22 protein-coding genes are annotated in these 24,762 nt (G+C 50.7%); 16 read left to right on the top strand and 6 right to left on the bottom strand.

The features are described from left to right. Positions 1–5 precede the first annotated feature (5 nt). From CODIS_RS17275 to CODIS_RS17245, 7 genes are read left to right on the top strand one after another with little or no spacing between them, the layout of a single operon-like run. On the top strand, positions 6–1,211 hold the full coding sequence (locus CODIS_RS17275; RefSeq protein WP_069127401.1) for an SAM-dependent methyltransferase: 1,206 nt from the start codon (positions 6–8) through the stop codon (positions 1,209–1,211). Next, complete coding sequence (locus CODIS_RS17270) at positions 1,208–1,735, top strand: chalcone isomerase family protein (protein WP_069127337.1); 528 nt, start codon at positions 1,208–1,210, stop codon at positions 1,733–1,735. Before CODIS_RS17275 ends, CODIS_RS17270 begins: the two co-directional genes overlap by 4 nt. After that, the gene (locus CODIS_RS17265) at positions 1,732–2,985 is read left to right on the top strand and encodes an MFS transporter (protein ID WP_069127334.1); all 1,254 of its coding nucleotides are present in this window, start codon (positions 1,732–1,734) and stop codon (positions 2,983–2,985) included. The genes CODIS_RS17270 and CODIS_RS17265 overlap by 4 nt, the downstream gene beginning before the upstream one ends. Further along, a complete protein-coding gene (locus CODIS_RS17260; RefSeq protein ID WP_069127331.1) occupies positions 2,975–3,505 on the top strand; it encodes a DUF3833 domain-containing protein in 531 nt (176 codons plus the stop codon). Before CODIS_RS17265 ends, CODIS_RS17260 begins: the two co-directional genes overlap by 11 nt. Then, positions 3,502–4,269 (top strand): SDR family NAD(P)-dependent oxidoreductase, encoded by a 768-nt coding sequence (locus tag CODIS_RS17255; protein ID WP_069127328.1) that lies wholly within the window; start codon positions 3,502–3,504, stop codon positions 4,267–4,269. The genes CODIS_RS17260 and CODIS_RS17255 overlap by 4 nt, the downstream gene beginning before the upstream one ends. Further along, on the top strand, positions 4,266–4,700 hold the full coding sequence (locus tag CODIS_RS17250) for a nuclear transport factor 2 family protein (protein WP_069127322.1): 435 nt from the start codon (positions 4,266–4,268) through the stop codon (positions 4,698–4,700). Before CODIS_RS17255 ends, CODIS_RS17250 begins: the two co-directional genes overlap by 4 nt. Positions 4,701–4,704: 4 nt before the next feature. Beyond that, positions 4,705–5,595, top strand: a complete 891-nt coding sequence (locus CODIS_RS17245) for a MerR family transcriptional regulator (RefSeq protein ID WP_069127319.1) — start codon at positions 4,705–4,707, stop codon at positions 5,593–5,595. A 69-nt stretch (positions 5,596–5,664) separates the two neighbouring features. Here the strand turns inward: CODIS_RS17245 and CODIS_RS17240 are convergent, their stop codons facing one another. Further along, positions 5,665–6,138: a YbhB/YbcL family Raf kinase inhibitor-like protein gene (locus CODIS_RS17240; RefSeq protein ID WP_069127399.1), complete on the bottom strand. Its 474-nt coding sequence runs from the start codon at positions 6,136–6,138 to the stop codon at positions 5,665–5,667. 284 nt (positions 6,139–6,422) lie between these two features. Between CODIS_RS17240 and CODIS_RS17235 the strand changes: the two genes are divergently transcribed. The 5 genes from CODIS_RS17235 (at position 6,423) to CODIS_RS17220 (ending at position 11,487) form a co-directional block, all read left to right on the top strand. Then, entirely contained in the window at positions 6,423–7,979 is a 1,557-nt protein-coding gene (locus CODIS_RS17235; protein WP_069127316.1) for a YeiH family protein, read from the top strand. A gap of 17 nt (positions 7,980–7,996) precedes the next feature. Continuing rightward, positions 7,997–8,158 (top strand): hypothetical protein, encoded by a 162-nt coding sequence (locus CODIS_RS21050; RefSeq protein ID WP_154723186.1) that lies wholly within the window; start codon positions 7,997–7,999, stop codon positions 8,156–8,158. A 100-nt stretch (positions 8,159–8,258) separates the two neighbouring features. Beyond that, positions 8,259–8,723, top strand: a complete 465-nt coding sequence (locus CODIS_RS17230; RefSeq protein WP_069127313.1) for a universal stress protein — start codon at positions 8,259–8,261, stop codon at positions 8,721–8,723. Then, positions 8,720–9,313: a hypothetical protein gene (locus tag CODIS_RS17225; protein WP_069127310.1), complete on the top strand. Its 594-nt coding sequence runs from the start codon at positions 8,720–8,722 to the stop codon at positions 9,311–9,313. The genes CODIS_RS17230 and CODIS_RS17225 overlap by 4 nt, the downstream gene beginning before the upstream one ends. A 308-nt stretch (positions 9,314–9,621) precedes the next feature. After that, complete coding sequence (locus CODIS_RS17220; RefSeq protein WP_069127307.1) at positions 9,622–11,487, top strand: sensor domain-containing diguanylate cyclase; 1,866 nt, start codon at positions 9,622–9,624, stop codon at positions 11,485–11,487. Between the two features lie 144 nt (positions 11,488–11,631). On the opposite strand, the gene CODIS_RS17215 is transcribed toward CODIS_RS17220, so the two are convergent. Further along, on the bottom strand, positions 11,632–12,492 hold the full coding sequence (locus tag CODIS_RS17215; RefSeq protein WP_162420272.1) for a DUF535 family protein: 861 nt from the start codon (positions 12,490–12,492) through the stop codon (positions 11,632–11,634). A 474-nt stretch (positions 12,493–12,966) separates the two neighbouring features. Between CODIS_RS17215 and CODIS_RS17210 the strand changes: the two genes are divergently transcribed. Further along, complete coding sequence (locus CODIS_RS17210) at positions 12,967–13,347, top strand: hypothetical protein (protein WP_069127302.1); 381 nt, start codon at positions 12,967–12,969, stop codon at positions 13,345–13,347. Between the two features lie 47 nt (positions 13,348–13,394). Further along, a complete protein-coding gene (locus CODIS_RS17205) occupies positions 13,395–14,369 on the top strand; it encodes an outer membrane lipoprotein-sorting protein (protein ID WP_154723185.1) in 975 nt (324 codons plus the stop codon). 62 nt (positions 14,370–14,431) lie between these two features. Here the strand turns inward: CODIS_RS17205 and CODIS_RS17200 are convergent, their stop codons facing one another. From CODIS_RS17200 to CODIS_RS17190, 3 genes are all read right to left on the bottom strand, one after another. Continuing rightward, a complete protein-coding gene (locus CODIS_RS17200) occupies positions 14,432–16,906 on the bottom strand; it encodes an AAA family ATPase (protein ID WP_069127299.1) in 2,475 nt (824 codons plus the stop codon). A gap of 358 nt (positions 16,907–17,264) precedes the next feature. After that, positions 17,265–17,855: an ANTAR domain-containing response regulator gene (locus tag CODIS_RS17195; protein WP_069127297.1), complete on the bottom strand. Its 591-nt coding sequence runs from the start codon at positions 17,853–17,855 to the stop codon at positions 17,265–17,267. A 205-nt stretch (positions 17,856–18,060) separates the two neighbouring features. Next, positions 18,061–19,878, bottom strand: a complete 1,818-nt coding sequence (locus tag CODIS_RS17190; protein ID WP_069127295.1) for a putative bifunctional diguanylate cyclase/phosphodiesterase — start codon at positions 19,876–19,878, stop codon at positions 18,061–18,063. Positions 19,879–20,462: 584 nt separating this feature from the next. On the opposite strand from CODIS_RS17190, the gene CODIS_RS17185 reads away from it, so the two are divergent. Together CODIS_RS17185 and CODIS_RS17180 are read left to right on the top strand one after the other, a co-directional pair. Next, positions 20,463–21,257 carry an enoyl-CoA hydratase-related protein gene (locus CODIS_RS17185; RefSeq protein WP_069127293.1) on the top strand — a complete coding sequence of 265 codons (795 nt, stop codon included), beginning with the start codon at positions 20,463–20,465 and terminating at the stop codon, positions 21,255–21,257. A gap of 231 nt (positions 21,258–21,488) precedes the next feature. Next, positions 21,489–23,144, top strand: a complete 1,656-nt coding sequence (locus CODIS_RS17180) for a HAMP domain-containing methyl-accepting chemotaxis protein (protein WP_069127291.1) — start codon at positions 21,489–21,491, stop codon at positions 23,142–23,144. A gap of 188 nt (positions 23,145–23,332) precedes the next feature. Here the strand turns inward: CODIS_RS17180 and sthA are convergent, their stop codons facing one another. Then, entirely contained in the window at positions 23,333–24,730 is a 1,398-nt protein-coding gene (gene sthA / locus CODIS_RS17175) for a Si-specific NAD(P)(+) transhydrogenase (protein ID WP_069127288.1), read from the bottom strand. Positions 24,731–24,762 lie beyond the last annotated feature (32 nt).

Here is a 24,762-nt window from a genome sequence, read left to right as displayed (position 1 = left end):
ACAGTATGACGACCGTCCTGGATGCGCAGGCACTACCTCGGCAGGTCAGGTCCCTTATTTCCGTGCTACGCGGGATTCGCGCAGGTACGCTGACACTGACAACTCCGGAGGGGTATCAACTACATTTCGGTGACGGCTGTGCGCCACATGCCGATATACAGTTGGAAACCTGGTCATCACTGAGACGTATCTTCCGCGGGGGCGACATAGGATTGGCTGAATGCTTCCGGGATGGTGAAGTGACCAGCAGTAACCTGACCTTGTTGTTGCGTATCGCACTGCAAAATCAAACAGCCTTGATCAAGGCATTTCAGCGCAATCGGTTGTTTAACCTCTTCTATCGCATGCGTCACCTGCTGCGACCCAACAGCAAACGGGGAAGCTCGCAAAATATCGAGGCCCATTACGATCTGGGCAATGATTTCTACCGGCTTTGGCTGGACGACTCCATGACCTACTCCAGTGCCCGCTTTGACGATGATCTGCATGGTGATCTGCAACAGGCCCAGGCAGTCAAATACCGACGCATGATCGATATGGCGGGCGCCACCCGTGGCAGCCGCGTACTGGAGATCGGTTGTGGTTGGGGCGGTTTTGCCGATTACGCGGCGAGACAGGGCGTTACGATTGATGGTGTCACCCTTTCACCCAGTCAGCTGAGCTATGCCCGTGATCGTATATTTGAGGCGGGGTTGCAAAAACAGGTGAGTTTGTCACTCAAGGATTATCGTGCGCTTAACGGCAATTATGACCATATTGTCTCCATCGAAATGTTCGAGGCGGTGGGGGAGGACTATTGGGAACGCTATTTCAGAAAGCTTAATGAGCTTTTGAACATGGGCGGCAGGGCTGCGATTCAAACCATTGTCATTCGCAATGACCTGTTCGATCGTTATCGCCGCAGGAGTGATTTCATCCAGCAGTTTATATTTCCCGGTGGGATGCTCCCATCGCCAGAGCGCTTGCATGATCTTGCACGAAACCACGGTTTCAAAATAGTCACAAAGGAGTGTTTCGGCGCTGACTATGCAGAGACCTTGCGACGCTGGCGGCAGAATTTTCAGGACAAACGGGAACAGGTCCTGGCGGCTGGTTTTGATATGCGTTTTGTCCGGCTGTGGGAGTTCTATCTTGCCTATTGCGAAGCTGGCTTCGATGAAGCGCGGATAGATGTCATGCAGTGTGCATTGGTAAAGGTAGAGTCAGCATGAAAGCGTTGCCGAAGTTCGTTGGGCCGCTTCTGTTACTTTACCTAACGTGGGGCGACGTCAGCGCAAGGATCAGTCCACTGGCCGACTATCCATCGCTGCGCAGCGTGGGCAGCGGTGTTTTGACCTGGTGGGGCATCAGGGTCTACAAGGCAACCCTTTATGCACCACAGGGAGAATACCATCCGAACATGCCGCATGCCCTGGAAATCGTCTACCGCATGGATATCAGCCGAGAACGGTTGGCGAAAACCTCGCTCAAACAGATCGAAAAGATCCGGGGTCATGCGCTGGCGGACAGAGACGCGGTACTTGATCAGTTCAAGGCGGTTTTTTGCGATGTCACCCCTGGGGATGTGATAGTGGGTGTTCATCTGCCGGGTGAGGGCGCACGCTTCTACTGCCGGAAAGATTATCTGGGCAGGATCGATGATCCCGAACTGGCGGCGGCTTTTTTCAACATATGGCTCAGTCCGGCAACAGCAAAGCCACGCTTAAGGGCGGCGCTCCTGGGTGAAGACCAATGACCTCGAGGCAACGGTTCGCCTATGGTCTGCTGGGTGCCCCGATGGCGATGGCCGCGCTCCCTGTCTACATCCATACGCCCAAATTGTATGGTGATGAACTGGGTTTGGGATTGGCGTTGACCGGGGCGATCCTGCTGGCTTCCCGCGCCCTGGATACCTTGCAGGATCCATGGCTGGGCAGGTTGGCCGATTTGATGCAGCGGCAGCACCGAGGATGGGCCGTGCTGGCCGGCGTGGCTGCGTCCGTTCTGGTGCTTGCCTACACGGCACTGTTCAATCCGCCGAAGATGTTGCAGTGGCAGCTTGCACTCTGGTTTGGTGTGGCCCTGGTGCTTGTCTATACAGCCCATAGCGCACTCAATATCACCTATCTCGCCTGGGGTGCTAACGTCAGTCATGACAGCCACGAACGTACCCGACTGGTGGCATTTCGCGAGGGTTTCGGACTGTTCGGTGTGATCCTTGCCAGTCTGCTTCCGATGCTCTTTTCGTCCTGGTTTCAAGACGTCAATCCCTGGTTGCCCTACAGTTTCGTATTTTCACTGTTTTTACTGCTGGCGATCTGGCTGTTGTTGTATCGGTTTCCGTTGCCGACAAAACATGGATTGACTGCTCAGGGTCTGTTCGGTCCCTTGCGGCAATCACCCTTCCGCCGACTGGCGACACTCTTCCTGCTTAACGGTTTTGCAGTGGCGATCGCCGGGACGCTGGCACTCTTCTATATAGCGGATGTGCTGCAGCTGGAAGCCTACAGCGGTCTCTTTCTTGCCACCTACTTTATCAGCGGTGCCGTCTCTCTTCCTTTGTGGCTGAGACTCTCGCGCAGGTTGGGCAAGAGTGTGGCTTGGGCGGTCGGTACCTTGGTGGCCGTGGTCGGTTTTGTCTGGGCAGTGCAGTTGGGTGCCGGCGATATGCTGCCTTACCTTCTGATCTGCCTGCTGTCGGGTGCGGCGCTCGGCGCCGACCTCGCGCTACCGGCGGCGATAGCTGCCGACATCATCCCGCAACAGGATAGGGGCAACACCGGTGGCTACTTCGGTATCTGGAGCCTGATCAACAAAGGGGTACTGGCGCTTGCGGCGGGTTTGGGGCTGCCGCTGCTGGCAGGCTTCGGCTACCAGCCTGGCGGCGGAGGGGGCTTGACCGCCCTTGCCATCCTGTATGCCGGTGTGCCTTGTCTTATCAAACTGATCTCGGCAGGTTTGCTGATGCGCTGGCGAAGATCCCTGGAGGTTCAATATGTCTTTTAAGCCGATGGCACTGCTTACAGTGGCGGTCTTGACCGGGTGCGCGGGGGTTGATGTCAATCACTATGAAGATGAACGACCGCTATTGAGACTGGAGGAGTACTTCAATGGGACGGTCGATGGCTGGGGGATGTTTCAGAACCGAGATGGTCGTGTGGTGAAACGTTTCAAGGTCGTTGTCGATGCCAGCTGGGAGGGGGATCGGGGTGTGTTGGATGAGCATTTTACCTACAGCGATGGCACCAAACAGCAGCGTATCTGGCGCTTGACCAAAACCGGCGGGAATGATTACACGGGAACGGCAGATGATGTAATAGGCCGTGCAAGCGGTCGTGTTTCGGGGAATGCACTGCAATGGATCTACACGCTCAGCCTGCCGGTGGGAGAGAAGGTCTATCAGGTGCGCTTCGACGACTGGATGTACCTGCAGGAGGATGGTGTTCTGCTCAACCGATCCGTGATGCGTAAATTTGGATTCCGACTGGGCGAAGTTCTACTGTTTTTCAAGAGGCGTGATCAATGAGTTTGAATCCACGGATAATCGATTGGCGCGGAAAAAGGGTCTGGATCATTGGCGCCAGCAGCGGCATTGGCGCTGCACTGGCAGCTGCAATGGGAAGGCGTGGCGCCCGTCTGGCCGTCAGTGCCAGAAGAGAGGAGAGCCTGCGGGATATCTCCGCTTCTGAGACGCTTGTGATGCCGCTTGATGTAACCCGGATGGAGTCACTGACCAGGGTGCGTGATGAACTGCTGAATCGTTGGGGAGGGATCGATATGGTCGTCTACTGTGCAGGGGTCTACACGCCCATGCGAAGCTGGGAGCTCGACTTGCCGACGGTCAGGCAGGGTCTCGATACGAATCTTCAGGGCGCCTACAATGTGTTGGATGCGGTATTGCCGCTCTACCTTCAACAGGCGGGAGGGGCGTTCTGTCTTATCGCAAGTGTGGCAGGTTATACCGGTCTGCCTAAGGCGCTGGCCTATGGGCCGGGCAAGGCGGCTTTGATCAACCTGGCGCAGATCCTTTATACCGATCTTTCCGCACAGGGCATCGATGTCTATCTGGTCAATCCCGGTTTTGTGGAGACCCGCCTGACTGAGCAGAACGACTTCAAGATGCCGGCCCTGATCAGTGCGCAGCAGGCCGCTACAGAGATTCTGAAAGGATTGGGGCAGGGGCGATTCGAAATCCACTTTCCAAAACGTTTCACATACTGGATGAAACTGCTCGGTTGTCTGCCCGACAGTCTAAGATTCCCGTTGTTGAAAAGGGTGGTGGGATCATGAAGATCGACAAACTGGTGGATTGGTATCAAAGGCTCTCACCATCATCCTTAAACAACATCGGTGAGTTCTATCATGAATCGGCAAGCTTTCAGGATCCATTCAATCGTGTGCAAGGATCAGCGCAGATTGCCGCTCTCCTGCAGCACATGTTCGATACCACGGAGAGCCCCGGTTTCATTGTGAAACAGATCCATTTCGACGGTGATGTGGCCTGGATCAGCTGGATCTTTTGTTGTGGCCTGCGGGGGAGAAAGCTCACCATCGAAGGGGCCTCGCAACTGGTATTATCGCAAGATGGACGGATCATCCGGCATCGCGATTACTGGGATGCCGCGGATCTTTACCAACAACTGCCGTTGATAGGTACAATGGTCCGCATGTTGAAAAGAAGATTCAAGGTCAAGACAGGATACCCTTCATCTGGAAAATAGTTGCATGAACGATAGTCATACCATCAGCGACGTCTCCCGAATTTCGGGTATTCCAAAAGATTTGCTGAGGATGTGGGAGAGACGCTACAACTATCCCAGGCCGGCACGGGATGACAACGGCGACCGAATCTATAGTGATGATGATCTGAATAAGCTTACACTCATCAGGCAACTGGTGGACCAGGGACGCAGGCCCGGTAAATTGATGGCGCTGGATCTCGCAGAGTTGACGGTGTTGTTGAAGCAATCCAGTGTTGAATTCGATTTCGATCGTCTGATCGATCTTCTGAAGGCGGACCAAGCCGTCGATCTGCGCAACTGGTTGTATCAGCAACTTCAGCATCTTGGTCTGCGCGCTTTTATACACAGGGTGATGGTTCCCGCGAATCAGAAAGTCGGTGAAGCCTGGAGAGTGGGCGATTTGGCTATATACCAAGAGCATTTATACACTGAACTGATCAAGAACCTGGTACGCCAATCCCTGGCGGATTATCGTCGCACGGCGGGTAGGCCGCGGGTAATGTTGACTACCCTTCCCGGTGAGATGCACAGCCTCGGTCTGTTGATGGTGGAGGGCCTGCTGAGGCTGGCTGGCGCAGAGGTGATTTCGTTCGGTATCGAAATGCCTTTTCGCGATATCAGGGAGGCTGCCCAGCGCCATCAGGTCGATGTGATAGGCCTCTCATTCAGTGGACACTTCAAACTTGACGATGCCATAGTGATGTTGAGCGGCTTACGCAATATGATCGACGCGAAGACGGAAATCTGGGTCGGGGGAGCGGCCTTTGATGGTGCTGCTGAACTTCCCGGTGGTATAGATCTGCTCGATGGCCTGCATGGTGTGGAACAGGCCCTGGCTCATTGGAATCGACGCTTGAATGATCCGGCTGTCTGAGCGGATTGGCATCAGAGCGGTTTAGAGGGGACACCGGTAACATCAGGCGGTCGATGTTTACTCATGCGATCAGGTTTTGATATAGGTCCCCATCAAGATTGCCTCCTCTATGATATGTCCTGCCATTGCCTCTTCCACTTCGCGTTTGCGAGGCTGCTGCAAACCATCCAACACGGTATCCAGGGCATACAGCTTGTGGAAATAGCGATGGCGACCGATCGGTGGGCAAGGTCCGCCATAACCGGTACGATTCCAGTCATTGATCCCTTCCCCCGTTCCTTGAGGCAGATCTGTGGGGTTAACCGCCTCCGGCAATTCACGGGTCTCCGGCGGCAGGTTGAAGAGCACCCAATGGACCCAGACCATTTTCGGCGCCATGGGATCGGGTGCATCGGGGTCGTCCACGATCAGAACCAGACTTCGGGTGTTGTCAGGTACGCCGTCCCACTGTAGCTGGGGCGATATATCCGCGCCTTGGCAGGTAAACTGGGCAGGTATTCCCCCTCCATCTGAAAATGCGCCGGAGAGCAGAGTCAATGGCATGGCTATCTCCCGATCTGGATCTTTGATGGGATTAAGTGTAGCCGATTCCTGGCGGCAGACTGGTAACTTGCGGTCCATCCGGCAATTTTATCGAGATAGGATTTGGGGACGCAGTTTTTTTACGCAGGGACGTCGCCGGATAGGGCGGTGCATGTCCTGACGTCTGGTTGAAATGAGCAATTGAAACGACATATAGTTTACTCCACTGAACTCGCGGTTTTCACATAACAAAAAATGGTTCAGCAGGATCTCTAAGGACCATCTGCAAACGGAGGGGCAAGTCGATGGTATATACCCACAAGCATCCGGCGCTACTGATAATGGGCGTCATTTTCCTGATTATCGGCGCAACCGCCCAATTCGGCCTTCAGGAGGGGCTGATTGGCTATCTGAAGACCTCTAAATACCTGGGTGAGATGACCGGCCTTGCCTACACAGCGGGTGTAATCGGCGTGGTTGTGGGTCTCTGGCATCTGTTCGGAACCCACGAGGAGGGGAATCTGGACTACTACCTCTCCACCGTAGCCGGGGTCATCTTCATTCTCCTGGTGGCAATGATCGTTCGCTGGTATCTCGCTCCGATCGTGGCGGTCCTGAGCAAGGGCCTGGGCACGGTGATGGGCGCTAAATATCTGCACCAGGTCCTGGGCCTCAACTATGTGGTGCTGGGCATTCTGGCCGGTATTCTGATCGTGAATGTGTTCAAGATTCCCGAATGGGCCGATAACGGTATCCGCATGTCGAGGCTGGGGCTGAAGACCGGCGTTATTCTTCTGGGCACGCTCTACAGCCTTGCCGAACTGGCCCACCTTGGGCGTCTCTCGGTGGTGCTGATCGGCTTTTTCGTGCTCGGCTCCGTCGGCTTGGTGCTCTGGTTTGCCCGCCGCCGCAACCTACCCAATTCAATGGGTGGCGTGCTTTCCGCCGGCATGGGGGTCTGTGGGGTTTCGGCGACGGTCGCCGCGGCACCCGTCGTGCAGGCCAGATCGGTGGAGATTGCCTATACCATAGGCACCATTCTGCTCTGGGGCGTCGGTTGTATGTTTATCTTTCCGGTCATCGGTCAGCTGTTGGGTCTGGGGCATATCCAGTTCGGCGCCTGGGCCGGCACGGGTATCCTCAACTCGGCCCAGGTGGCCGGTGCGGCATTGGCCTACCAGCCCGACGGCATCGAAACACTCAAGGTGGCGGAGATCTTTAATATCACCAGGGTGTTGTTCCTCCCCATCATCGTGCTCTGGCTGGCACTCTGGTATGTGCGTCGTGAAGAGGGTGCGGAAGCGGTCAATACCGGACGTGTGATATTCGAGAAATTTCCGGTCTTCGTGATCGGCTTCATTCTGATGTTCGCCCTCTCTTCAACCGGCATTTTCGCACCCGCCAATCACTATAAAGGTAAATACTTCGACAATGATATTGCCGCAGAGAAGCTGCTGAAACCTGAGCAGGTGGCAAGCCTGCAGCAGGCGTTGCCCAAGGTCCAGCGCGTGGATCGCCAGCAGGCACTGAGACGATTGATCGAGAACCGCAAGGTGATGAGTATCGATGACGATGCCACGCTGCGCGGTTTGGTCAATGCGCAGGTGCTCACGAAAGATGCCAACAAGATCCTCAAAGGCGCACACAAGGCGGTTCGGCATACGGCCAAGAAGATCAAGAAGTTCAGGCAGTGGATCACCCTGCTGTTTGCCTTCGGTCTGACCGGTCTCGGTATGCAGATCACCGTGGCCTCGATCAAGCAGGCGGGTGGACAGCCACTGGTGATCGGTGGCGTGGTGGGCACCGCCAAGGCGGTGCTGTCACTCCTTGTGATCATGCTGTTTGTGCATGAAACCATCTAATCCGGAGGAGAATTTCCATGACCGACCAGCATAGTCAAGACATCGACCTGCAGGAAGAGGCAGGGGCTAAATTCCATCGTGGTTCAGCGCTCTCGATCTTTGCCAGTGACCGGCGTGAAGACTTTGTCGCCCTGATCCTGGCGCTGTTGATTGCGCTGGGCGTCTACTTTTTCAGTTGAGCAGGCCCTAGTCTACTGACTGGTGGCAATAGATGGGATCAGAGATACATATTGGAATGAGACATCGCATTGGCCTGCCGGGCCGTGGTGAAAGGCATTGATGAATCCCAAGCGAATACTTTGTGCCAGCCACGGCACCGATGGTGCCCGCGCAGCTGAAGAGCAGGCATTGCACTTGTGTCACAATGACATCGCCCTGCACCACCTGATAGTGGTTCCGGAGTTCTGGAAGGGAATGATGGGTGATGACTGGCTCAACAACGCAGTAACCCGGGAAAGGTTTGGGAACTATCTCGAAGGGCAGCTCGACAGTGAAGTCGCGGAGGTGGTGGAGCGGTTGGATAGAGCCGTTCAGGAGACCGGTGCCGAATTCAGTTGTGAGTCCCGTTTCGGCAAGCCGGCAGAATGCCTGGTTGATGCAAGCAGGGGTAGGGCGTTCGATCTTGTCGTCATCGGTTCGCCACGACCCAAGGGCATGCATGGCCTTCGCTCCCGAATGGACATCGGGACGCTGGTGCGCGAGCTCCGAATCCCGTTGTTGATCGTACCCCATCCAGGGTCATGAGTGCCATTCCATCCGAAGATGCTGCCTGGGTAACTATCGAGACACCACTCTCCCCGATCCAGTTGCAGAAATTCATTGGCGACTTGGAGCGCCTGTTACGTATCAATTCACTGCTCGAGTTCGAGCGATGGGAGTCTGTGGGCGATGGTCGGATCTGCTTCGAAGCAATCAATCTCAGCAACGGCAGGCATGTGAAAACCGAGCTCAGCGTGGAACATATCGATAGGGGCTTGCGGATCAGCTACGATCGGCTGCTCAAAAGTTCCACCAGTATCCAGGTTGAGCCATCAATAACGAGTGGCAGCAGTCTCATTATTACCGATGACTACTCCGGCGCCGAGGAGACGGAGCGGCGGCGGCGACTGGACGAGGTGGATCGCAGCCTTGAGCAGTGGGGACGGGACCTGCACGGTTATCTGCGGTTGTGGCACCGCTGGTCCTGGCTGCCGCCCTGGCGTTGGTATATGCAACGGGTTTGGCAGCCGATGAAACCCTCGGCACGGCGTATCACCCGTTGGATAGTTTGGATCACTTTCGCGGAGATGGCGGTTGTTCTGCTACTGATCGTGATTCTGGTTATAGAACAATAGCTGCCGGTTGATATAGACCTGGGATCAGATCGCGGAAATAAGGAGCAGTCTCGTTTTCCGAGTCCGGTTGGCGGTGAGACTTTCCCACGGTACCGAGATGCCGGCCAGGGTGATTCAGCATTTGCGGATATGTGTCAAAATTCCGTTACGAAATGTGTCTAATTGTGAATTCGGGATTCCAATATATGAATAGGCATAGCAATATTCCTGATTTCAACCAGACTTCAATGAAATAAACGTTGTTATTTTAAGCTGTTTAGGGAGACCAATAAGTAGAGGGATAGACAGTAGAGATATTGGGGTAGGTGATGAACAATCACCATTGGCTGTTAGCATTGTTGGCACTCCTGCTGCTTGTGCCGTTTCTCGAAACGCGGGCCTTCGAACAACAGGCCCCTCAATCGGTCATCCTTGAAAATGGTTTCAGCTATGCGGATTTGACCGACAAAATCCAAATCCTGATTGATCCACAGCAGCAGCTTGGATTCAAGGCAATCAGTTCCACCGGTAGACAAAGAGATTTTCGCTTAAATAGTGGAAAGATTGGATTTACTGATGCGGCTGTTTGGATACGATTCTCATTGGAATCTCGTTTCACAACCAAACAACCTGTCATTCTGGAAATCGACTTCCCATTGATCGATAAGATTGAATTCTACGAAATGGATGGGAAAGGGAATTACAGACTCCGTTTTGGCGGGGATTCCATTCCCTTTAATTTGAGGGAGATAGAATTTCGCAACACCCTATTTAAAATTGAGCTCGAACCAGGCCAAACTGCGACATACTACATGAAATTTACCTCACGGGGGCCTATCCAACTGCCTCTCAGGATATGGAATTATCAGGCATTCACTGAGCACTCCACCTCATCACATCTATGGCATGGTCTATATTTCGGTGCCATTCTTATGTTGATAGTCGCATCAGTTGTCGGATATAACCTGTTCAGGGCATCTTTTTTTCTTTGGTATGCCTATTATCTCTCTTGTTACGGGTTGTTGAATTTTACTTTAGTCGGCTTTGCCGGTCAGTTTCTATGGCCTGAGACACCAATCCTGCAACAATATGCAACAAGCTTGTTAGTCAATCTTGTAATTATCGGTGCTGTAGTCTTCTCTGGAAAACTACTTGATATAAGAAAATATAGTCGTGCCTATTTTCTTATTTTTCGCACCCTAATAATTTTAGCCCTTTTGGGCATTGCGATAAGTCTCGCAGGCCGTCTTGAGATAGCCAATCGAATTGCTTCTCTTTCCGGCATGGCGTTGGTGCCTATCCTGATATCGGCGGCTATCGTTACCTATAGAAAGGGTAATTTTGCCGCTCGATATTTTCTTGTTGCTTGGGGTGTTTTTCTGATATTTGTTTTTATATCCGGGCTTTATTACTGGGGCATGCTTCCTTATGGTTTCGTCACGGCGCATGCCTTGCAGATAGGTTCAGTGTTTGAAGTGACCATGCTAGGTGTGGCTACGGCTGACCGTGTACGGCTGTTGAACAGGGAGAAGGAGGAAGCCGACAGATTGGCGAACAAGTATCTGGTATTGCTGAACGAAAAGCTTGAGGATCTCGTCCATGAAAGAACAGTGGAGCTGGAGGAAAGCAACCGGAAGCTACATGAGCTGGCGACGCACGACAGTTTGACATTACTCCTGAACCACAACGCGATTATTCATGCACTGGAATCTGCAATCAGCGCGGTGGAGAGGCATAGGCAGCCGCTCAGTATTGCTATGGTCGATATCGATCGTTTCAAACAGATTAATGATAGATTTGGTCATCAGGTTGGGGATGATGTTCTGGTTGCAATCGCCAATACCTTCACCAGCAGTCTGCGTGGTTACGATATTATCGGTCGATACGGCGGCGAAGAATTCCTGCTGATTTTGCCGCAAACAAACACGGAGGATGCAGGTGAATTGATTGAGCGATTGAGACAGAGCATTGCTGATTTGAGTTTTACTGGAACACAGGGTAAAAGGGTGACAATCAGTGTCGGCATGATTGCGTATCTACACGGCATCAAAATAGATGCGGATGCAATGATCAGATGTGCTGATGATGCGCTGTATCGGGCCAAGGCGAACGGAAGGGACCGAATAGAGTGGGGAAACTGCACTACGATTCTTAATAAGACCGGTTGCGCCGGGAGCGAAGACGGTCAACGATAATCCGTCCAGTAATTTAGTGACAGTGATTTACCAGTTTTGATCCTGCAACTAATTTCAGTATCGATAAGCACTGGCGAGAGTATCGAATGGCATTCATTTTATACCTGAGATAGTCATGAAACCCGTCTCTTTTATCGATACAATTCAATCGGCATACTGAATGTCCGGTTTGTAATAATTATGTTCGTGTAATGCCAACGACCCAAGGACTGAAAGGCCCTGCTCAATCGCCTGTTCAAGTCCCTCCAACAAGCTATAACGATTCCGATACATGGATCTCTTCCTTGAGATGATGTGTGTCAGCGGTTTTCGTACGGGGTCCAGGGGTAACTCAAAAAAAGTGCTATTACAGCGGATACCGCTACGATCTGACCAGACCTCATCATAGTTGAGACTTGGTTGGTTATGTTTGTTATTCAAGCAGTAAAAATGGTGTCTATGTTGCCTGTGTGACTCTGTGACGGCATATATCTTTTTTACGCCCAACGACCTGCACAGAGTTTGAAAAGCCTCGATCATTAGATCCCTCGGTCTGATGCCGTAAGTTCTTTTGGTCATATCACGATAGAGATCGGTGATACTGTCCATTCTACGGCCTTGAATCGCGCCGGCAATGGCGCAGATTTGATTGGCATTATTTTTATACAGCGAAAATGCCAGAGTGAAGATCCGTTCATGGCCAGTAAATAGATTGAGTGTAATCATACCCTCTCTCATAAACAGATCATTCTTGTCAATTACAATCCGGAGCCTGGGATAGATATTGTCCGCATCCACGAGGGTGCACTGATGGTTTGCCAGGTAGTCGATTTGATGTCTCAGCTCGGGTAGAGTCATAAAATGATTGTAAAGATAATTAACTCGATCAGATGTATCCCAACTGATACATTGGTAGGGCCAGAAGATGCTGGGAATGGCTTCGGGATGTGCCTCAATCAAATGCTTGAAATGAGACTGTGTTTTTTGGTCCATACGGAATATATCTTTGCTGTTGAGGAGTGCCATGGCGAAATAGAGGCTCCGTCCCAGGAGCGGACCATACTTGAGGGGACTTAGTTTTGTTCGCCGATGTTCTGGATCAACAGTAATCTTCGATGAAGACTGTAAGATAAGAGATAACTGTTTGAACATAATCGGATCTCTTTAAAACGCCTCTTCACAAATCCAATCTTTATCATATAACACGCCATGTCCGATCTGTTATACGCGGCTGTCAATATTACTCGTTTTTTATGTGAATAACTGCAAAGTACAGGGTTTCTTAACGTTTTGACAAGTTCTTGTTATATTGCGGTATATGATACAGAAGTATGGCTGTATCTGGTGATTGTCAACTATGGAAGTGGATCGCTTTACTGTAGTAATGATTGAATATACATTGGATGTTGTGAGATATGTGTAAAGACGGAACCACATAACGTAAAATTTAAACTCAATTTATTTATATAATAAACAGTGATCATATTAAGGAGGGCATATATGCCAGCTGCAACGATCAGGATGCGTGCAGCGCATTTGTACTATTTGTTGTTTGGTGCTTTTCAATGTGGCACCGTATCCGCCATCGATCCCGGTTACATAGAAGCTGTTGAGGCGGATGTTGCGGAGTTCGCATCAAATGAGTTCCATCCTCCTGTCAGTTCAGGTTGGATGGGCAATGTAGAGGACGGTTCCGTACACTTGATGGATCTGAATGGATTTTCAGAATATTTACAGGAAAAGTCTCCCGGTAGTTTTATCTTCTACAAAAACCTACCCGGCAATTTCAAGGAACGACTACACAGGGACTATCTGGCAACAGGTGACATCGATCGTGTCAAAAAGGATATTTTCAAATACACACGCGAATCGAAAGATTAGTCACGGATATAGAATGAACGGTACATGGCAAGTTAGAGGAAAGGTGTATGAAAAGAATGGATCTCTTTTTAAAAAACAGTGTTTATTTATGCTTTTTTCTAGGCTATGCATTGAAATCACAGGCGGATATAGGCCGAAATCTGGTCTACCCTTCTCACGATATGGAGATCGACGCGGTTGAAGTAGCTAAACAGGTCTATTTCGCCAACCACTTCTATGCCTTTGATAACTTCTCCATAAAACGCCGTGGTAGCACCCTGAGCGTACTGATCAACAAGTCGGCAAACGGTAGTCCGATAACCACGGCTGTAGAGCGTCATCTAAATAATAATTATGAAGAGGATGATGCCATCCGCTCCCGTGATCTGGCGATCTTCCATTCCGGGAATCTGCGCGGTACCGGCATGCTGATCACAGAGTACAAGGATGACAGGAAGAGTCATGATTACATGGTATGGCTTCCCAGAGTACGCAAGATCAGACGCTTTGCCCAGCCGCGCCAGAAGGACGCCTGGGGCGGCAGTGTCTTTACCTTCGGTGATGTCACTCTGCGTAAACCCGATGATGAAACACACGTGCTATTGGGTAAGAAAAAGATGCGTACCTGTCTTGGTATGATGAATGAACTTGAGGGGAAGATGTTTCGCTATACAGAGCGAATACCTGAACGTAGTTGCCGTCATTTGGGTAGGGTAGTATACGGCTTGAAAAGTACGACAAAATCCAAAAATTGGTGGTATGACTATCGAATCAGCTATGTGGATACGGAAAGTTTTGCCGATTATCGGACCCTATATTATAAAAATGACAGATTAATTAAAATTATTGACCGAGATTGGGGCCTGGTGAATGCAGAGGGAGAAGGTGATCCGAGAGCATTGTTCTGGAAGTATTGGTACGGTATCGACCTGAGAACAGGTCAACAGAGCCTGGCTGTGATACTGCGCAAGGTAGTTGATATGAACAGTGATCGAAAAAACAGTTTCTGGACAGAGAGGACGTTGCGGAAAATCAAGCGATAGCGGATTCATGAGCCCTGGCTCCAAAGAACCATTTTCTAATTTCAACAATCATATGATTGTTATTATTTAGGAAAAAGGATAACTTCAACCCGTCTTGTTTTTCGTCTGGCATCGATGCTTTCCGGTCTTATACCACCGTTATCTACTGGATCGACCGCGGCAACGTGCAACCGGTTATCGGCAATGCCGCGTATGGTGAAATATTCCTTTACCTCTTCTGCACGCTTCAGTGACAGGCGATAATTGTAGTTGCCACTTCCTTGGGCATCGGCATAACCGGTAATTTTTAAAATATTGTTCTCATCAAGCAGCATCTTATTGCGGATGGATTTCAACAGTGGTTTATAGTCAGAAGATATGTCGGAGGTGTTGAAATCGAAATAGACAATATAACGCTTGGCCAACTCAATATTGTGAAACGAGCTGATATCTGATTTACCTATCTCAAGAGGGATAACTTTAGAAGTCACTATTTCACTGGCCTCGTGTTTGGCTTCCAAAGCATCGATGATTTTTGTCGATTGTGGATGTGCTGTTGACTCGTTATTTCCAATATGTTGCAAATTCATTGAAAAGTCATCAGGCTGATCAGTTTCATGAACTTCTGTACTACTTGCTTCTTGAACAACGGTTAGATCCTGTTCGGGTGGGGTTACAGGCGTCACTTTAACTTGTTTTACAGTCCTGTCCAGGTCTGGCGAATTGGAGGGCGTTTTGTCTTGTAAGTTCTCTTGTTTCAAAGGGGGTGCAACTTGCTTTGAGATATCAATCAAGTCTGATTGTTGTATTTCAGCTTCGTTGAAAAAAAGGCTGATCCGGTCAGGAAGCATTTGCACTGCCAGCAATCCCATCAGACCGATGGTGACCAACGTGATCACGTGAATGAAGGATCGTCTCAGAGTTGCGACCTTGTCGGGTACCTTTCGAGGCTGATTGGACTCTTCATTGCCAGTGACAGTGATATCCGGAGAATCCTCAACCCAGACTGCAGGCATGCTCAGATTATCTTCGTCTGCGATACTGTGATCCAGCTTCAGTATCGACCTGTCCGGCAGTGTGTTATCTGATAGCGTGGTTGCACACTGATGTAGGTTTTTGTTGGGTTGTATTGTGCTGTTGCCGCTGGACATGAACCAGACACCTCCCCAGCGGTGCTCACTATCCCTGAAGACTTCTCCACCAACAGGCTGAGTGGTTGATTGCAGTTTGGATGATTCAGCGGTAATGATTGATTCCTGTTGCCGATTACCGGGAAAAAGTGTATCCATATCCGAAGACTTAATTGTTCCGTTCCAGATTTCATCGGCATTGGGGAGTGTTAGCTCGGGTCCAGGTCCCTTGCCATGAATCCCGGATTCCTCAGTTTGCACATTGCAATAGTGCGCTTGATCGGATTTTGGTGTATTTGTACCTGTCGCCGGATCGACTTCTTTTACTGTTTCTCCTGGTGTGTCATCACGCCACAGAAACCATTCCGATTCAGGTTTCTTTAGTTCAATGTCACTCTCAGGAGTCATCTTATCGTTTGCCGGAGTGAGGGGCTTACTGATGGATTGGTTGACTGTGATAAAGTTTTCTTGCTGCTCAATGGGCCAGTGATCACACTCCTGCGGCAGGGAAGCCCCCGATGTATTGGCGACGGCATGGTGTGTTATTTGCTGCTGTTTTCCAGCGCGATAATTACTAACAAAACGCTCGAAGCTCACTTCGCCGGTCAAGTTAATGCGCTGCTGGTCAACCAGTTCTTCTATGACGGTTAATGCATCTTCGTCGGTCAGTTTATGTTTCTCTTCAAGATAGGCTAAAAGCAACAGGTGGCTCATCAAGTGGTTGATGTTTCTGGGTACACCCTGAGAAGCCGCGTGAATTAGATGAAAGACCTCATCCTCTATCTGTGGGTCACTCTGCCAGCCCGCATGCTCAAGTCGATGAATAATGTACGCCTTGGTCTGTTCCAGGGGTAGAGAATCAATCTGGCAGATTGCAATCAGCCTTTGTTGGATATGCTCCATATCCGGACTCAGCAAGAGTCGGCGCAGATCATCATGGCCGGCCAGGATTACTTGCAAAAGGGAGTGCTTTCCCTGTTGCAGATTGGATAGTAAACGCAGTTCCTCCAATCCGTTCGGGGAGAGATTTTGTGCTTCATCGAGGAATAGAATCGACTGTTTTCCCTTTTCGTGCAATGTTGAAAGGTGTTTATGTATAATGGTCAGCAGTGTTGCCTTATTGTAGCTCTCAGCAGGAAATCCATATTCCAGCGCCACCTTCCTCAGGAGTTCTTCTGCTTGCAGCTGGCTGGTTACTAGGTTGAGAGTGTGGTATCTGGTTTCATCGAGTTCCGAGATGACATCCCTGATCAAGGTCGTTTTACCCGAACCGGGTTGACCGGTTATCAAGACGAATCCTTCACCTTGTTCCAATGCATAGGCGAGATGGGCAGAGGCGCGGAGATAGTTTTTGTGGGCATAGCGATACGTCTCATCAGCACTTAGTCTGAAGGGTGTATCCTTGAATCCAAAATATGACTCGTACATTTCGCCAGTTATCCACGAATGTTCCATCACTCCGTCAAACTCTGAGTCTACGTCATAGCGGCAATGCTTGAAAAGACCATATCGGTGAAAAAAGCCGTGTTGGAATGTTAATTCTTTATAACTTCAGTGGTTTAAATCGGTCGTGGACGATACGGAGTGGATAAATCCAAATGGGTCTTTATATTGTGATCGGCATCACAACAACTGGCCTGTCTGAATGAGCAGGCAATATATGAAAGGGTAAAGACAAACGGCGATCGATTAATTTGTAGCCTCATTGTATGTGGATGGTTGATCTGTTTATTCCGCAGACTTTGACGAGCTGAAATAACAGAAACATGAAAAGTTGCAGGTCGAGCTACTGATTTAATTGATTGAATATACTGTGAGCGTCGAGTATTTCCTGGGCGAGTTCGATCACTCTTCGGCGCTCCGACCGCGCTTTGCTGCGCAACAATTCGTATGCACTGTCGCGATTCAGGTTGTAGCGTTCCATTAAAATGCCGATAACGATATTAATTGCTTTTTCTGCCTTTAATGACTTGCTGCATCGTTGTTCTTCCTCTTGCAGATATCTGATCTGCCTGGAGCAGGTCAAAGCTGATTCGATACCGGAAAGCAGTATAGTGTGGTCATCACTGTTGACAAGAAATCCTAGAGATCTCTGGCTCTCATCAAGCTTTGACTGAATATCGTTAAAATGCTGCAGAAGAAATACATAGGCAGATCCTGAGTCCAGCAATACACTCGTCAACTCAATGAGCGAGTGTTCGGGGATCCGTATATCCAGAATGACCAGATCAGGCTTTTCATGGAAATTGAGTTGTGCCGCAATTTGAATATCATCTGCTGAGACTATCCTGTAGCCTAATGACTTCAGTGTCACCGCCATAGCATCGGATGATGATTGATGTTTGTCGACTATCAGCAATTTTGCCTTATTGTCCATCCTATTTCAGGCCTAATCGGGTATATCGAGAAAGCCTGGCTCCATTGTAAAAAATGAATCTACTATCTGTAGTGAAGGTTAACCATGACGTCTGTCAGTTGCCGGTACGATTTTAAGATTATTTACACATTATTCTCCTTGAAGGATCTGTAACTTAATCTACATTGTGCGTGTCATACCAATGCCTGGTATTTCCATAAATAATCTAAATTTTATAGATTGAATCAGTTTCTTTACTACCCATCCGAATTAATGGCGTCTGTCCCGGAGGTTGCCGCGCAAGCAGCTTCTCCAGCTCCAAACCGTTCAACGGATTGCTGATGTAACTGCCTTGTGCAAGATCACAACCGAACTCTTCCAAGCACTCCAGCTGCTCGGCACTTTCTATACCTTCTGCAATGACTCGAAGCGAGAGGTTATGTCCCATATTGATGATGGTTCTGACCAGCAGCCTGTCGCATTCGCTGGATTTGATGTCACAGATATAGGATCGGTTAATCTTTATTTTATCGATGGAATAACGCTTGATATAGTTTAGTGAAGTAAAGCCGGCGCCGAAATCATCGATAGTGAGTCGTACTCCAAGTTGACTGATTCTGGAAAGTGACTTATGTGCTTCTTGCATTTTTTCAATGAGCACGCTGCCGGTGATTTCCAATTCAAGTGAGGACTTCGGCAAATTGTATAAACTCAGTGCACGTTGAATTTGTGTGTCAAATTTGCCTGTTGAAAGCAGGATGCCTGGAATTTTCAGTGCAATACGCAGATCGATATCAAACTTATGGCGCCAGGCAGCCAATTGATTACATGCTGTGTCGAGGGTCCAGCTGCCAAGTTCATGTATCAAGCCACTCTCTTCCGCAATGGGTATGAATTTGATTGGAGGTATGACGCCCATATCATGATGCTGCCAGTGAGGCATCACTTCGATGACATTGATATGGTTGTCAAGCAAGTCGATTTGCGGCTGGAATAGCAGGCTCACGGCTTGTTCACTAAGCGCCCTGCGAAGTTCATCCCGCAGATAAACACGATTATTATGCAATTCACCCATCTCTGAGGTGTAGAACGCGTAACAGTTTTTCCCTTTATCTTTTGCCTGATACATTGCAGTGTCGGCATGTCTGATCATATTCTCGCAATTATCCCCATGTTCCGGAAACAGGCAGATTCCGGTACTGGTGCTGATGTATATATCATGGTTGTCTATCCTGAAGGGCTTTTTGAAAGTTGCGATAACTTTTTTGGCGACGTTCTCAACCTGTCTTTTGTCCGAGATTCTGGAAAGAATAACAGTGAACTCATCACCGCCAAAACGGGCAATAGTATCCGATTCCCGTAGAGTATCCGTTAAACGGCGGGCTACCGCACTCAATAGTTGATCGCCAATGGTATGGCCAAGCGAATCGTTGATATCCTTGAAATGGTCCAGGTCGAGAAAAAAGAGTGCGACCATCAGTCTTTCCCTTATTGCCTGGGAAATACTCAGTTCGAGTCGATCTGAGAAGAGCTCCCGATTAGGCAGGCCTGTCAGGTTGTCGTAGTAAGCCATATGGTGGACCTGATTCTTGATCGCTTCCTGGTGGCTTATGTCGGAAAATATCCCCAGATAGTGGGTCGGTTCACCCCGCGTGTCTGCAATGGTTTCGATCGAGAGACACTCGGGGTAGATCTCACCATTTTTTCTTCGATTCCAGATGATTCCCTGCCAATGGCCTTTTTCATTCAAGTCGTCCCACATCTGACAGTAAAAGTCTCTGCCATGCCGTCCCGAAGAGAGTATACGAGGCGTCTTGCCCAAGGCTTCATCTCTGGTATATCCCGTTACCCTGGTGAAGGCTTGATTGATCTCCACGATATTCAATTCAAGGTCGGTAACAAGGATTCCGTCCTTGAATAAGGTGACGATACGCTCAGCCAACCCAGTATCCGACTGGGTTGCTTTAGGTTTTCCTCTGATCTGGGGCCGACCTTTGCCTGATCGCCCTTTGGACCGACTGAGAACCTGTGTCCGTTTTCTCATCCACTATCTCCGTGCATCCTGTCCATCATCCACTCGAATACCGCTACCAATGGCACGCACACGTGCGTATCCAACTGCCTGTATGCCTCGTTGTGGTAAGCAATTTATCTATCGGCGGGGTAAAGGCCGTGAAGTGGGGAGCGCCCGTCTGGGGCCGTCCCAAAAGAATCTGGCGGGGATAAGGCCAAATATATCTATAGAATCTATAGTTTTAGGGTAACTATGATTATCTATAAAATAGTAGGGCTATTTCAAGTCTCAGTTAAGGTGAGAGAGCTCTGAACAAGCCAGGGCGAGCCAAATTGTGAAAAAACTTCCTCTCCAAGGCTTTAATTACCGGTCTATTGTCGAAATAAACGGCACAGGGGCGCTACTTCTGACCGTTAAACAGCCCACCATGAATTGTTAAATATCTGACAACATTCGTGGATCATTTGGTTGAGGTAGTACAGGGGTAAGCGGAGTGACGCGCCATATCCTGGGTGAATTCAATACACATTAGCAGTTTGCTTGCCATAGAATGGATTAACGCAAAGCTGTATTTCCATGCAGATTATCCATGCCAACCAACCCTGGGCCCTAAAATGAACACACAATCCTATAAATCCCTTGATTTTGAGCTGATCGAGCAGGGAACCTACCTTCTGACCTTAAACCGGCCCGCCAGCCTGAATGCACTCAACACTGAAATATTCAGGGAGTTTGCGCTGGCACTGGATGAGGTTGCGGACGATGCTGAGGCGCGGGTGCTGTTGATTACAGGGGCGGGTGAGAAGGCATTTGTCGCGGGAGCCGATATCAGTGAAATGCGAGATAAATCGGCAGTGGAGGGGATGGCCTTTTCTCAAACCGCTATGACGCTATTCCGCCGGCTCGAGATGCTGCCAATACCGGTAATCGCCGTCGTCAACGGCTACTGCCTCGGTGGCGGTTGCGAACTTGCCATGGCTTGTGATTGGATCATCGCCTCGGAAAATGCCGTGTTTGGTCAACCGGAAGTCAATTTGGGGATCACTCCCGGTTTTGGCGCCACCCAGAGATTGTCCAGACTCATCGGTCCCGCCAGGGCCATGGAAATGATCGTCAGCGGTCGCCATGTCGATGCGAATGAAGCCCTGACCTGGGGCCTCGTCAACCATGTCTACCCGCAGGATAGGCTGATGGATGAGGCCCTTTCCATAGCTGGCACGATCTGTCAAAAAGGCCCGCTGGCGGTTCGTTTGAGTAAACAGGCCATCGTCAGGGGAGCGAGCCTCGACCTGGATAGCGGCTGCCAGATCGAGAGCCAGGCCTTCGGTCTCTGTTTCTCTTCCGCAGAGCAGAAAGAGGGCATGGCGGCCTTCCTGGAAAAACGCAAACCTGAGTTCAAGGGGGCGTGATGAACCGCCTGGCGGAACTACAAGCCGCCGGGTGACATCCAGGGTGCCTCAATAATAAGCTCTTTACTAAAGATTTGATTTGTAATGTCGATTATAGAGATGTCACGTGTATCTCTGAGCCGTCAGGCGCAAGTTCAGGATTCCAGGTAGGGAGGTTTTGATCACAGTGAAGTGAAAGTATGAGTCAAGAGTGAACTGGCGACTTTCAAAAATTCACAAAGGGTGATTGCAATGTCATTTCTTCATAATCTTCCTATTAAACTACGTCTCTATATCATGGTCGGTTTGGTGCTATGTGTGGCGCTCTTCGTGGGACTGCTAGGTCTCAATGGCATGCGCAACGCCGCTCATGCCATCGATGAGCTGTACAACCAAGACATGGCGCATATACGAGCCCTGGGGATTATTCTGGAAGCGGCCGAGGACAGCCGGTCGCAGGTCCTGCTCTCGTTGCAGCACGACCCAAACTCCTCCTTCTCCTCGATGCATGACCATCCCGTGTCGGTGCATCTTGAACAAATCGATCATAACATCAAGGAGATCGACAAACATTGGGCGGAATTCATGAACTCCCACCTGGATGCCGAGGAGAAGCGGTTGGCGGCTCTCTTCCAGGCTGAATTGGTGAAATTCGAAAAGGAGGCGATAGAAAAGATCGAGGAAGGCATCAGGACGGGACACTATCATGAGGCTGAAAGCCTGGTATTGAGTGTGGTTAATCCTGTCATGAAGGAGATGAAGGAAACCATTGAATCCCTGGTCAACCTCCAGGAAGAGGAGGCCGCAGCGTTCTTCACCGAGTCCGGTGAGAACTACCACTCCATGATCACCTGGGTTGTCATCAGTTTGGCTATCGGCGCGATCATCAGTCTAGTGCTTGCCTATCACACGATCACCACGATTACACAGGGCGTCAACCAGATTGAGCTGAAGGCCAAACAACTGTCAGAAGGCGATCTGGGAGCGCGGGTGGAATATAGCAACAAGGATGAACTCGGCCGCATCACCTCTGCTTTCAACAAAATGGCGGATAAATTCCATGACACCATCAATGAGGTCAAGGATTCGGTATCTCAGCTTGCCTCGGCGGCTGAGGAGACCTCGACGGTGACTACCCAGACTACACAAGGTATCAGCCAGCAATTAACAGAGACCAGCCAAGTGGCTACGGCGATGAACGAGATGAGCGCCACGGTGCAGGAGGTAGCGCGTAACGCAGTCGATGCAGCTGAGGCGGCCCGTGAGGCGGATAATACCTTTCACCAGGGTAAGCAGGTGATCGATAAAGTGATCGACGCTATCGGTGAGTTGGCCAAAGAGGTGGAACAGGCCGCAGGTGTGATCCAGCAGCTCGAATCCGAGAGTATGAACATCGGTTCGGTGCTCGATGTGATCAAGAGCATCGCCGAACAGACCAACCTGCTGGCTCTCAATGCGGCGATAGAAGCAGCTCGGGCCGGTGAGCAGGGACGTGGTTTCGCCGTGGTAGCGGATGAGGTTCGCACCCTTGCCGGACGTACCCAGGAGTCTACCCAAGAGATCGAGGAGATGATCAGCAAGCTACAGTCCGGTGCCAATAATGCGGTGAAAGTGATGGCTGAGGGCAAGGAGATGACCCAGGTCGGTGTGGAACAGGCCGCTGCCGCCGGTGAAGCGCTACAGACCATAAACACCGCCGTGGAGCAGATCTCAAATATGAACACCCAGATCGCCAGCGCGGCCGAGGAGCAGAGCTCGGTCACCGAAGAGATCAACCGCAGTATCGTCAGCATCAATGAGGTGGCGGAGCAGTCGGCAGCCGGTGCCCAGCAGACATCTCAGGCAAGTGATGATCTGGCTAAATTGGCCGAACAGCTCAAGGGGCTGGTAGAGCGATTTAAAGTATGATCGGTTAATCATCAAGCCGCATTCGTACTTTTCGGATGCGGATCCCGTCATCTTAATTATTAGGGCCTGTTAACAGGCCCTAGTATGCAATTCAACAATTTGTGCTTTATTGAGCATGATTGTCAGCAAAAATTTGCGGTCATCTAAGTTCATAGGCGGCTAATTAATTTCTCGTTTCATGGCTGAGCTCAGAAAATCCGGTTTAGACCGTTGAGGGCTGCGACGCGGTAGGCCTCGGCCATGGTCGGGTAGTTGAAGGTGTTTTCCGCGAAATAGAGCAGGCTGTTGGCATCTCCCGGCTGGGCCATGATTGCCTGGCCGATGTGGACGATCTCGGAGGCTCCTTCGCCGAAGCAGTGGATGCCGAGGATCTCCAGGGTTTCCCGGTGGAACAGCAGCTTCAGCATGCCCACATCGTGACCGGTGATCTGTGCCCGGGCAATGGTGCGGAAGGTGGCGTGACCGACCTCATAGGGTATTTTCTGTGCAGTCAGTTCCCGTTCGGTGCGGCCGACCGAGCTGATCTCGGGCAGAGTGTAGATCCCGGTGGGAAACTCATCGATCAGCTGCCAATCGGGATCTCCGGTGGCGATCTGGGCGCCGACGAAGCGGCCCTGATCGTAACTGGCGCTGGCCAGTGCAGGGGGGCCTACCACATCGCCCACGGCATAGATATGGGGCTGGGAAGTGGCGTAGGTCTTATCGACCTCGACTTGACCGCGATGGTTGATCGATACCCCGATGTCCTCCAGGCCCATGGCCTCGGTGTTACCGCTACGGCCATTGGCCCAAAGCAATACATCGGTTTTGAATTTCTTTCCCGATTTGCAGTGCAGCACAACACCGTCATCCTGGGCCTCGACCTGTTCGTACTCCTCATCATGGCGGATCACCGTACCCTGATTACGCATGTGGTAGCTCAGGGCATCGGTTATCTCGTCATCGAGAAACGAAAGCAGGCGGTCCCGGGTATTGACCAGATTCACCTTTACATCGAGATTGCAGAAGATGGAGGCGTATTCGCATCCGATCACACCGGCACCGTAGATGGTGATGGAGTCGGGTGTGCGATCCAGGCGCAGCACGGCATCGCTGTCGAGAATACGCGGATGGCTGAAGTCCACGTCCGCGGGGTGATAGGGACGCGATCCGGTGGCGATGACAAATTGTTGCGCTTCGATCTCTTCGGTGCCGCCACCCGCCTGCACGACTTCAACCTGATTGGGACCGCTGAAACGGGCACGGCCGTGGATTACCTCCACCCGGTTGCGGGCATAGTGGCGCAGGCGGCTGCGAACCTGTTCATTGATCACCTTACCGGCAGCCTGCAGCAGGTCCGAGTACTCCACCTGAATCTGATCATGGGTGTGCTGGAACAGGGGATTGCGGCGGAAGTCCCGCAACATCTGAATATTGTGCCTCAGCGCCTTGGAGGGGATGGTTCCCCAATGGGTGCAGCCGCCGCCGACCTTGTCGAAGGCCTCAACGATCGCCACCTGCTTGCCCGCTTTGACCAGCTTCATGGCGGCGCCCTCGCCACCCGGACCACTGCCGATTACCACCACATCATATTGCTTGGCGCTCATTGCTACTCCGCATACCGTTCATATTGGCTTAA

It is taken from the genome of Candidatus Thiodiazotropha endolucinida, from assembly GCF_001715975.1.
GTDB lineage: Bacteria > Pseudomonadota > Gammaproteobacteria > Chromatiales > Chromatiaceae > Thiodiazotropha > Thiodiazotropha endolucinida.
Note: the sequence above shows the minus strand (reverse complement) of the source record. Positions and strands in the feature narration are given on the sequence as shown.

Excerpts from the sequence above, each read along its gene's own strand:
- CODIS_RS17275 (WP_069127401.1), top strand. The coding sequence starts at position 6 with ATGACGACCGTCCTGGATGCGCAGGCACTACCTCGGCAGGTCAGGTCC.
- CODIS_RS17270 (WP_069127337.1), top strand. The coding sequence starts at position 1,208 with ATGAAAGCGTTGCCGAAGTTCGTTGGGCCGCTTCTGTTACTTTACCTA.
- CODIS_RS17265 (WP_069127334.1), top strand. The coding sequence starts at position 1,732 with ATGACCTCGAGGCAACGGTTCGCCTATGGTCTGCTGGGTGCCCCGATG.
- CODIS_RS17260 (WP_069127331.1), top strand. The coding sequence starts at position 2,975 with ATGTCTTTTAAGCCGATGGCACTGCTTACAGTGGCGGTCTTGACCGGG.
- CODIS_RS17255 (WP_069127328.1), top strand. The coding sequence starts at position 3,502 with ATGAGTTTGAATCCACGGATAATCGATTGGCGCGGAAAAAGGGTCTGG.
- CODIS_RS17250 (WP_069127322.1), top strand. The coding sequence starts at position 4,266 with ATGAAGATCGACAAACTGGTGGATTGGTATCAAAGGCTCTCACCATCA.
- CODIS_RS17245 (WP_069127319.1), top strand. The coding sequence starts at position 4,705 with ATGAACGATAGTCATACCATCAGCGACGTCTCCCGAATTTCGGGTATT.
- CODIS_RS17240 (WP_069127399.1), bottom strand. The coding sequence starts at position 6,138 with ATGCCATTGACTCTGCTCTCCGGCGCATTTTCAGATGGAGGGGGAATA.
- CODIS_RS17235 (WP_069127316.1), top strand. The coding sequence starts at position 6,423 with ATGGTATATACCCACAAGCATCCGGCGCTACTGATAATGGGCGTCATT.
- CODIS_RS21050 (WP_154723186.1), top strand. The coding sequence starts at position 7,997 with ATGACCGACCAGCATAGTCAAGACATCGACCTGCAGGAAGAGGCAGGG.
- CODIS_RS17230 (WP_069127313.1), top strand. The coding sequence starts at position 8,259 with ATGAATCCCAAGCGAATACTTTGTGCCAGCCACGGCACCGATGGTGCC.
- CODIS_RS17225 (WP_069127310.1), top strand. The coding sequence starts at position 8,720 with ATGAGTGCCATTCCATCCGAAGATGCTGCCTGGGTAACTATCGAGACA.
- CODIS_RS17220 (WP_069127307.1), top strand. The coding sequence starts at position 9,622 with ATGAACAATCACCATTGGCTGTTAGCATTGTTGGCACTCCTGCTGCTT.
- CODIS_RS17215 (WP_162420272.1), bottom strand. The coding sequence starts at position 12,492 with ATGGCACTCCTCAACAGCAAAGATATATTCCGTATGGACCAAAAAACA.
- CODIS_RS17210 (WP_069127302.1), top strand. The coding sequence starts at position 12,967 with ATGCCAGCTGCAACGATCAGGATGCGTGCAGCGCATTTGTACTATTTG.
- CODIS_RS17205 (WP_154723185.1), top strand. The coding sequence starts at position 13,395 with ATGAAAAGAATGGATCTCTTTTTAAAAAACAGTGTTTATTTATGCTTT.
- CODIS_RS17200 (WP_069127299.1), bottom strand. The coding sequence starts at position 16,906 with ATGTACGAGTCATATTTTGGATTCAAGGATACACCCTTCAGACTAAGT.
- CODIS_RS17195 (WP_069127297.1), bottom strand. The coding sequence starts at position 17,855 with ATGGACAATAAGGCAAAATTGCTGATAGTCGACAAACATCAATCATCA.
- CODIS_RS17190 (WP_069127295.1), bottom strand. The coding sequence starts at position 19,878 with ATGAGAAAACGGACACAGGTTCTCAGTCGGTCCAAAGGGCGATCAGGC.
- CODIS_RS17185 (WP_069127293.1), top strand. The coding sequence starts at position 20,463 with ATGAACACACAATCCTATAAATCCCTTGATTTTGAGCTGATCGAGCAG.
- CODIS_RS17180 (WP_069127291.1), top strand. The coding sequence starts at position 21,489 with ATGTCATTTCTTCATAATCTTCCTATTAAACTACGTCTCTATATCATG.
- sthA (WP_069127288.1), bottom strand. The coding sequence starts at position 24,730 with ATGAGCGCCAAGCAATATGATGTGGTGGTAATCGGCAGTGGTCCGGGT.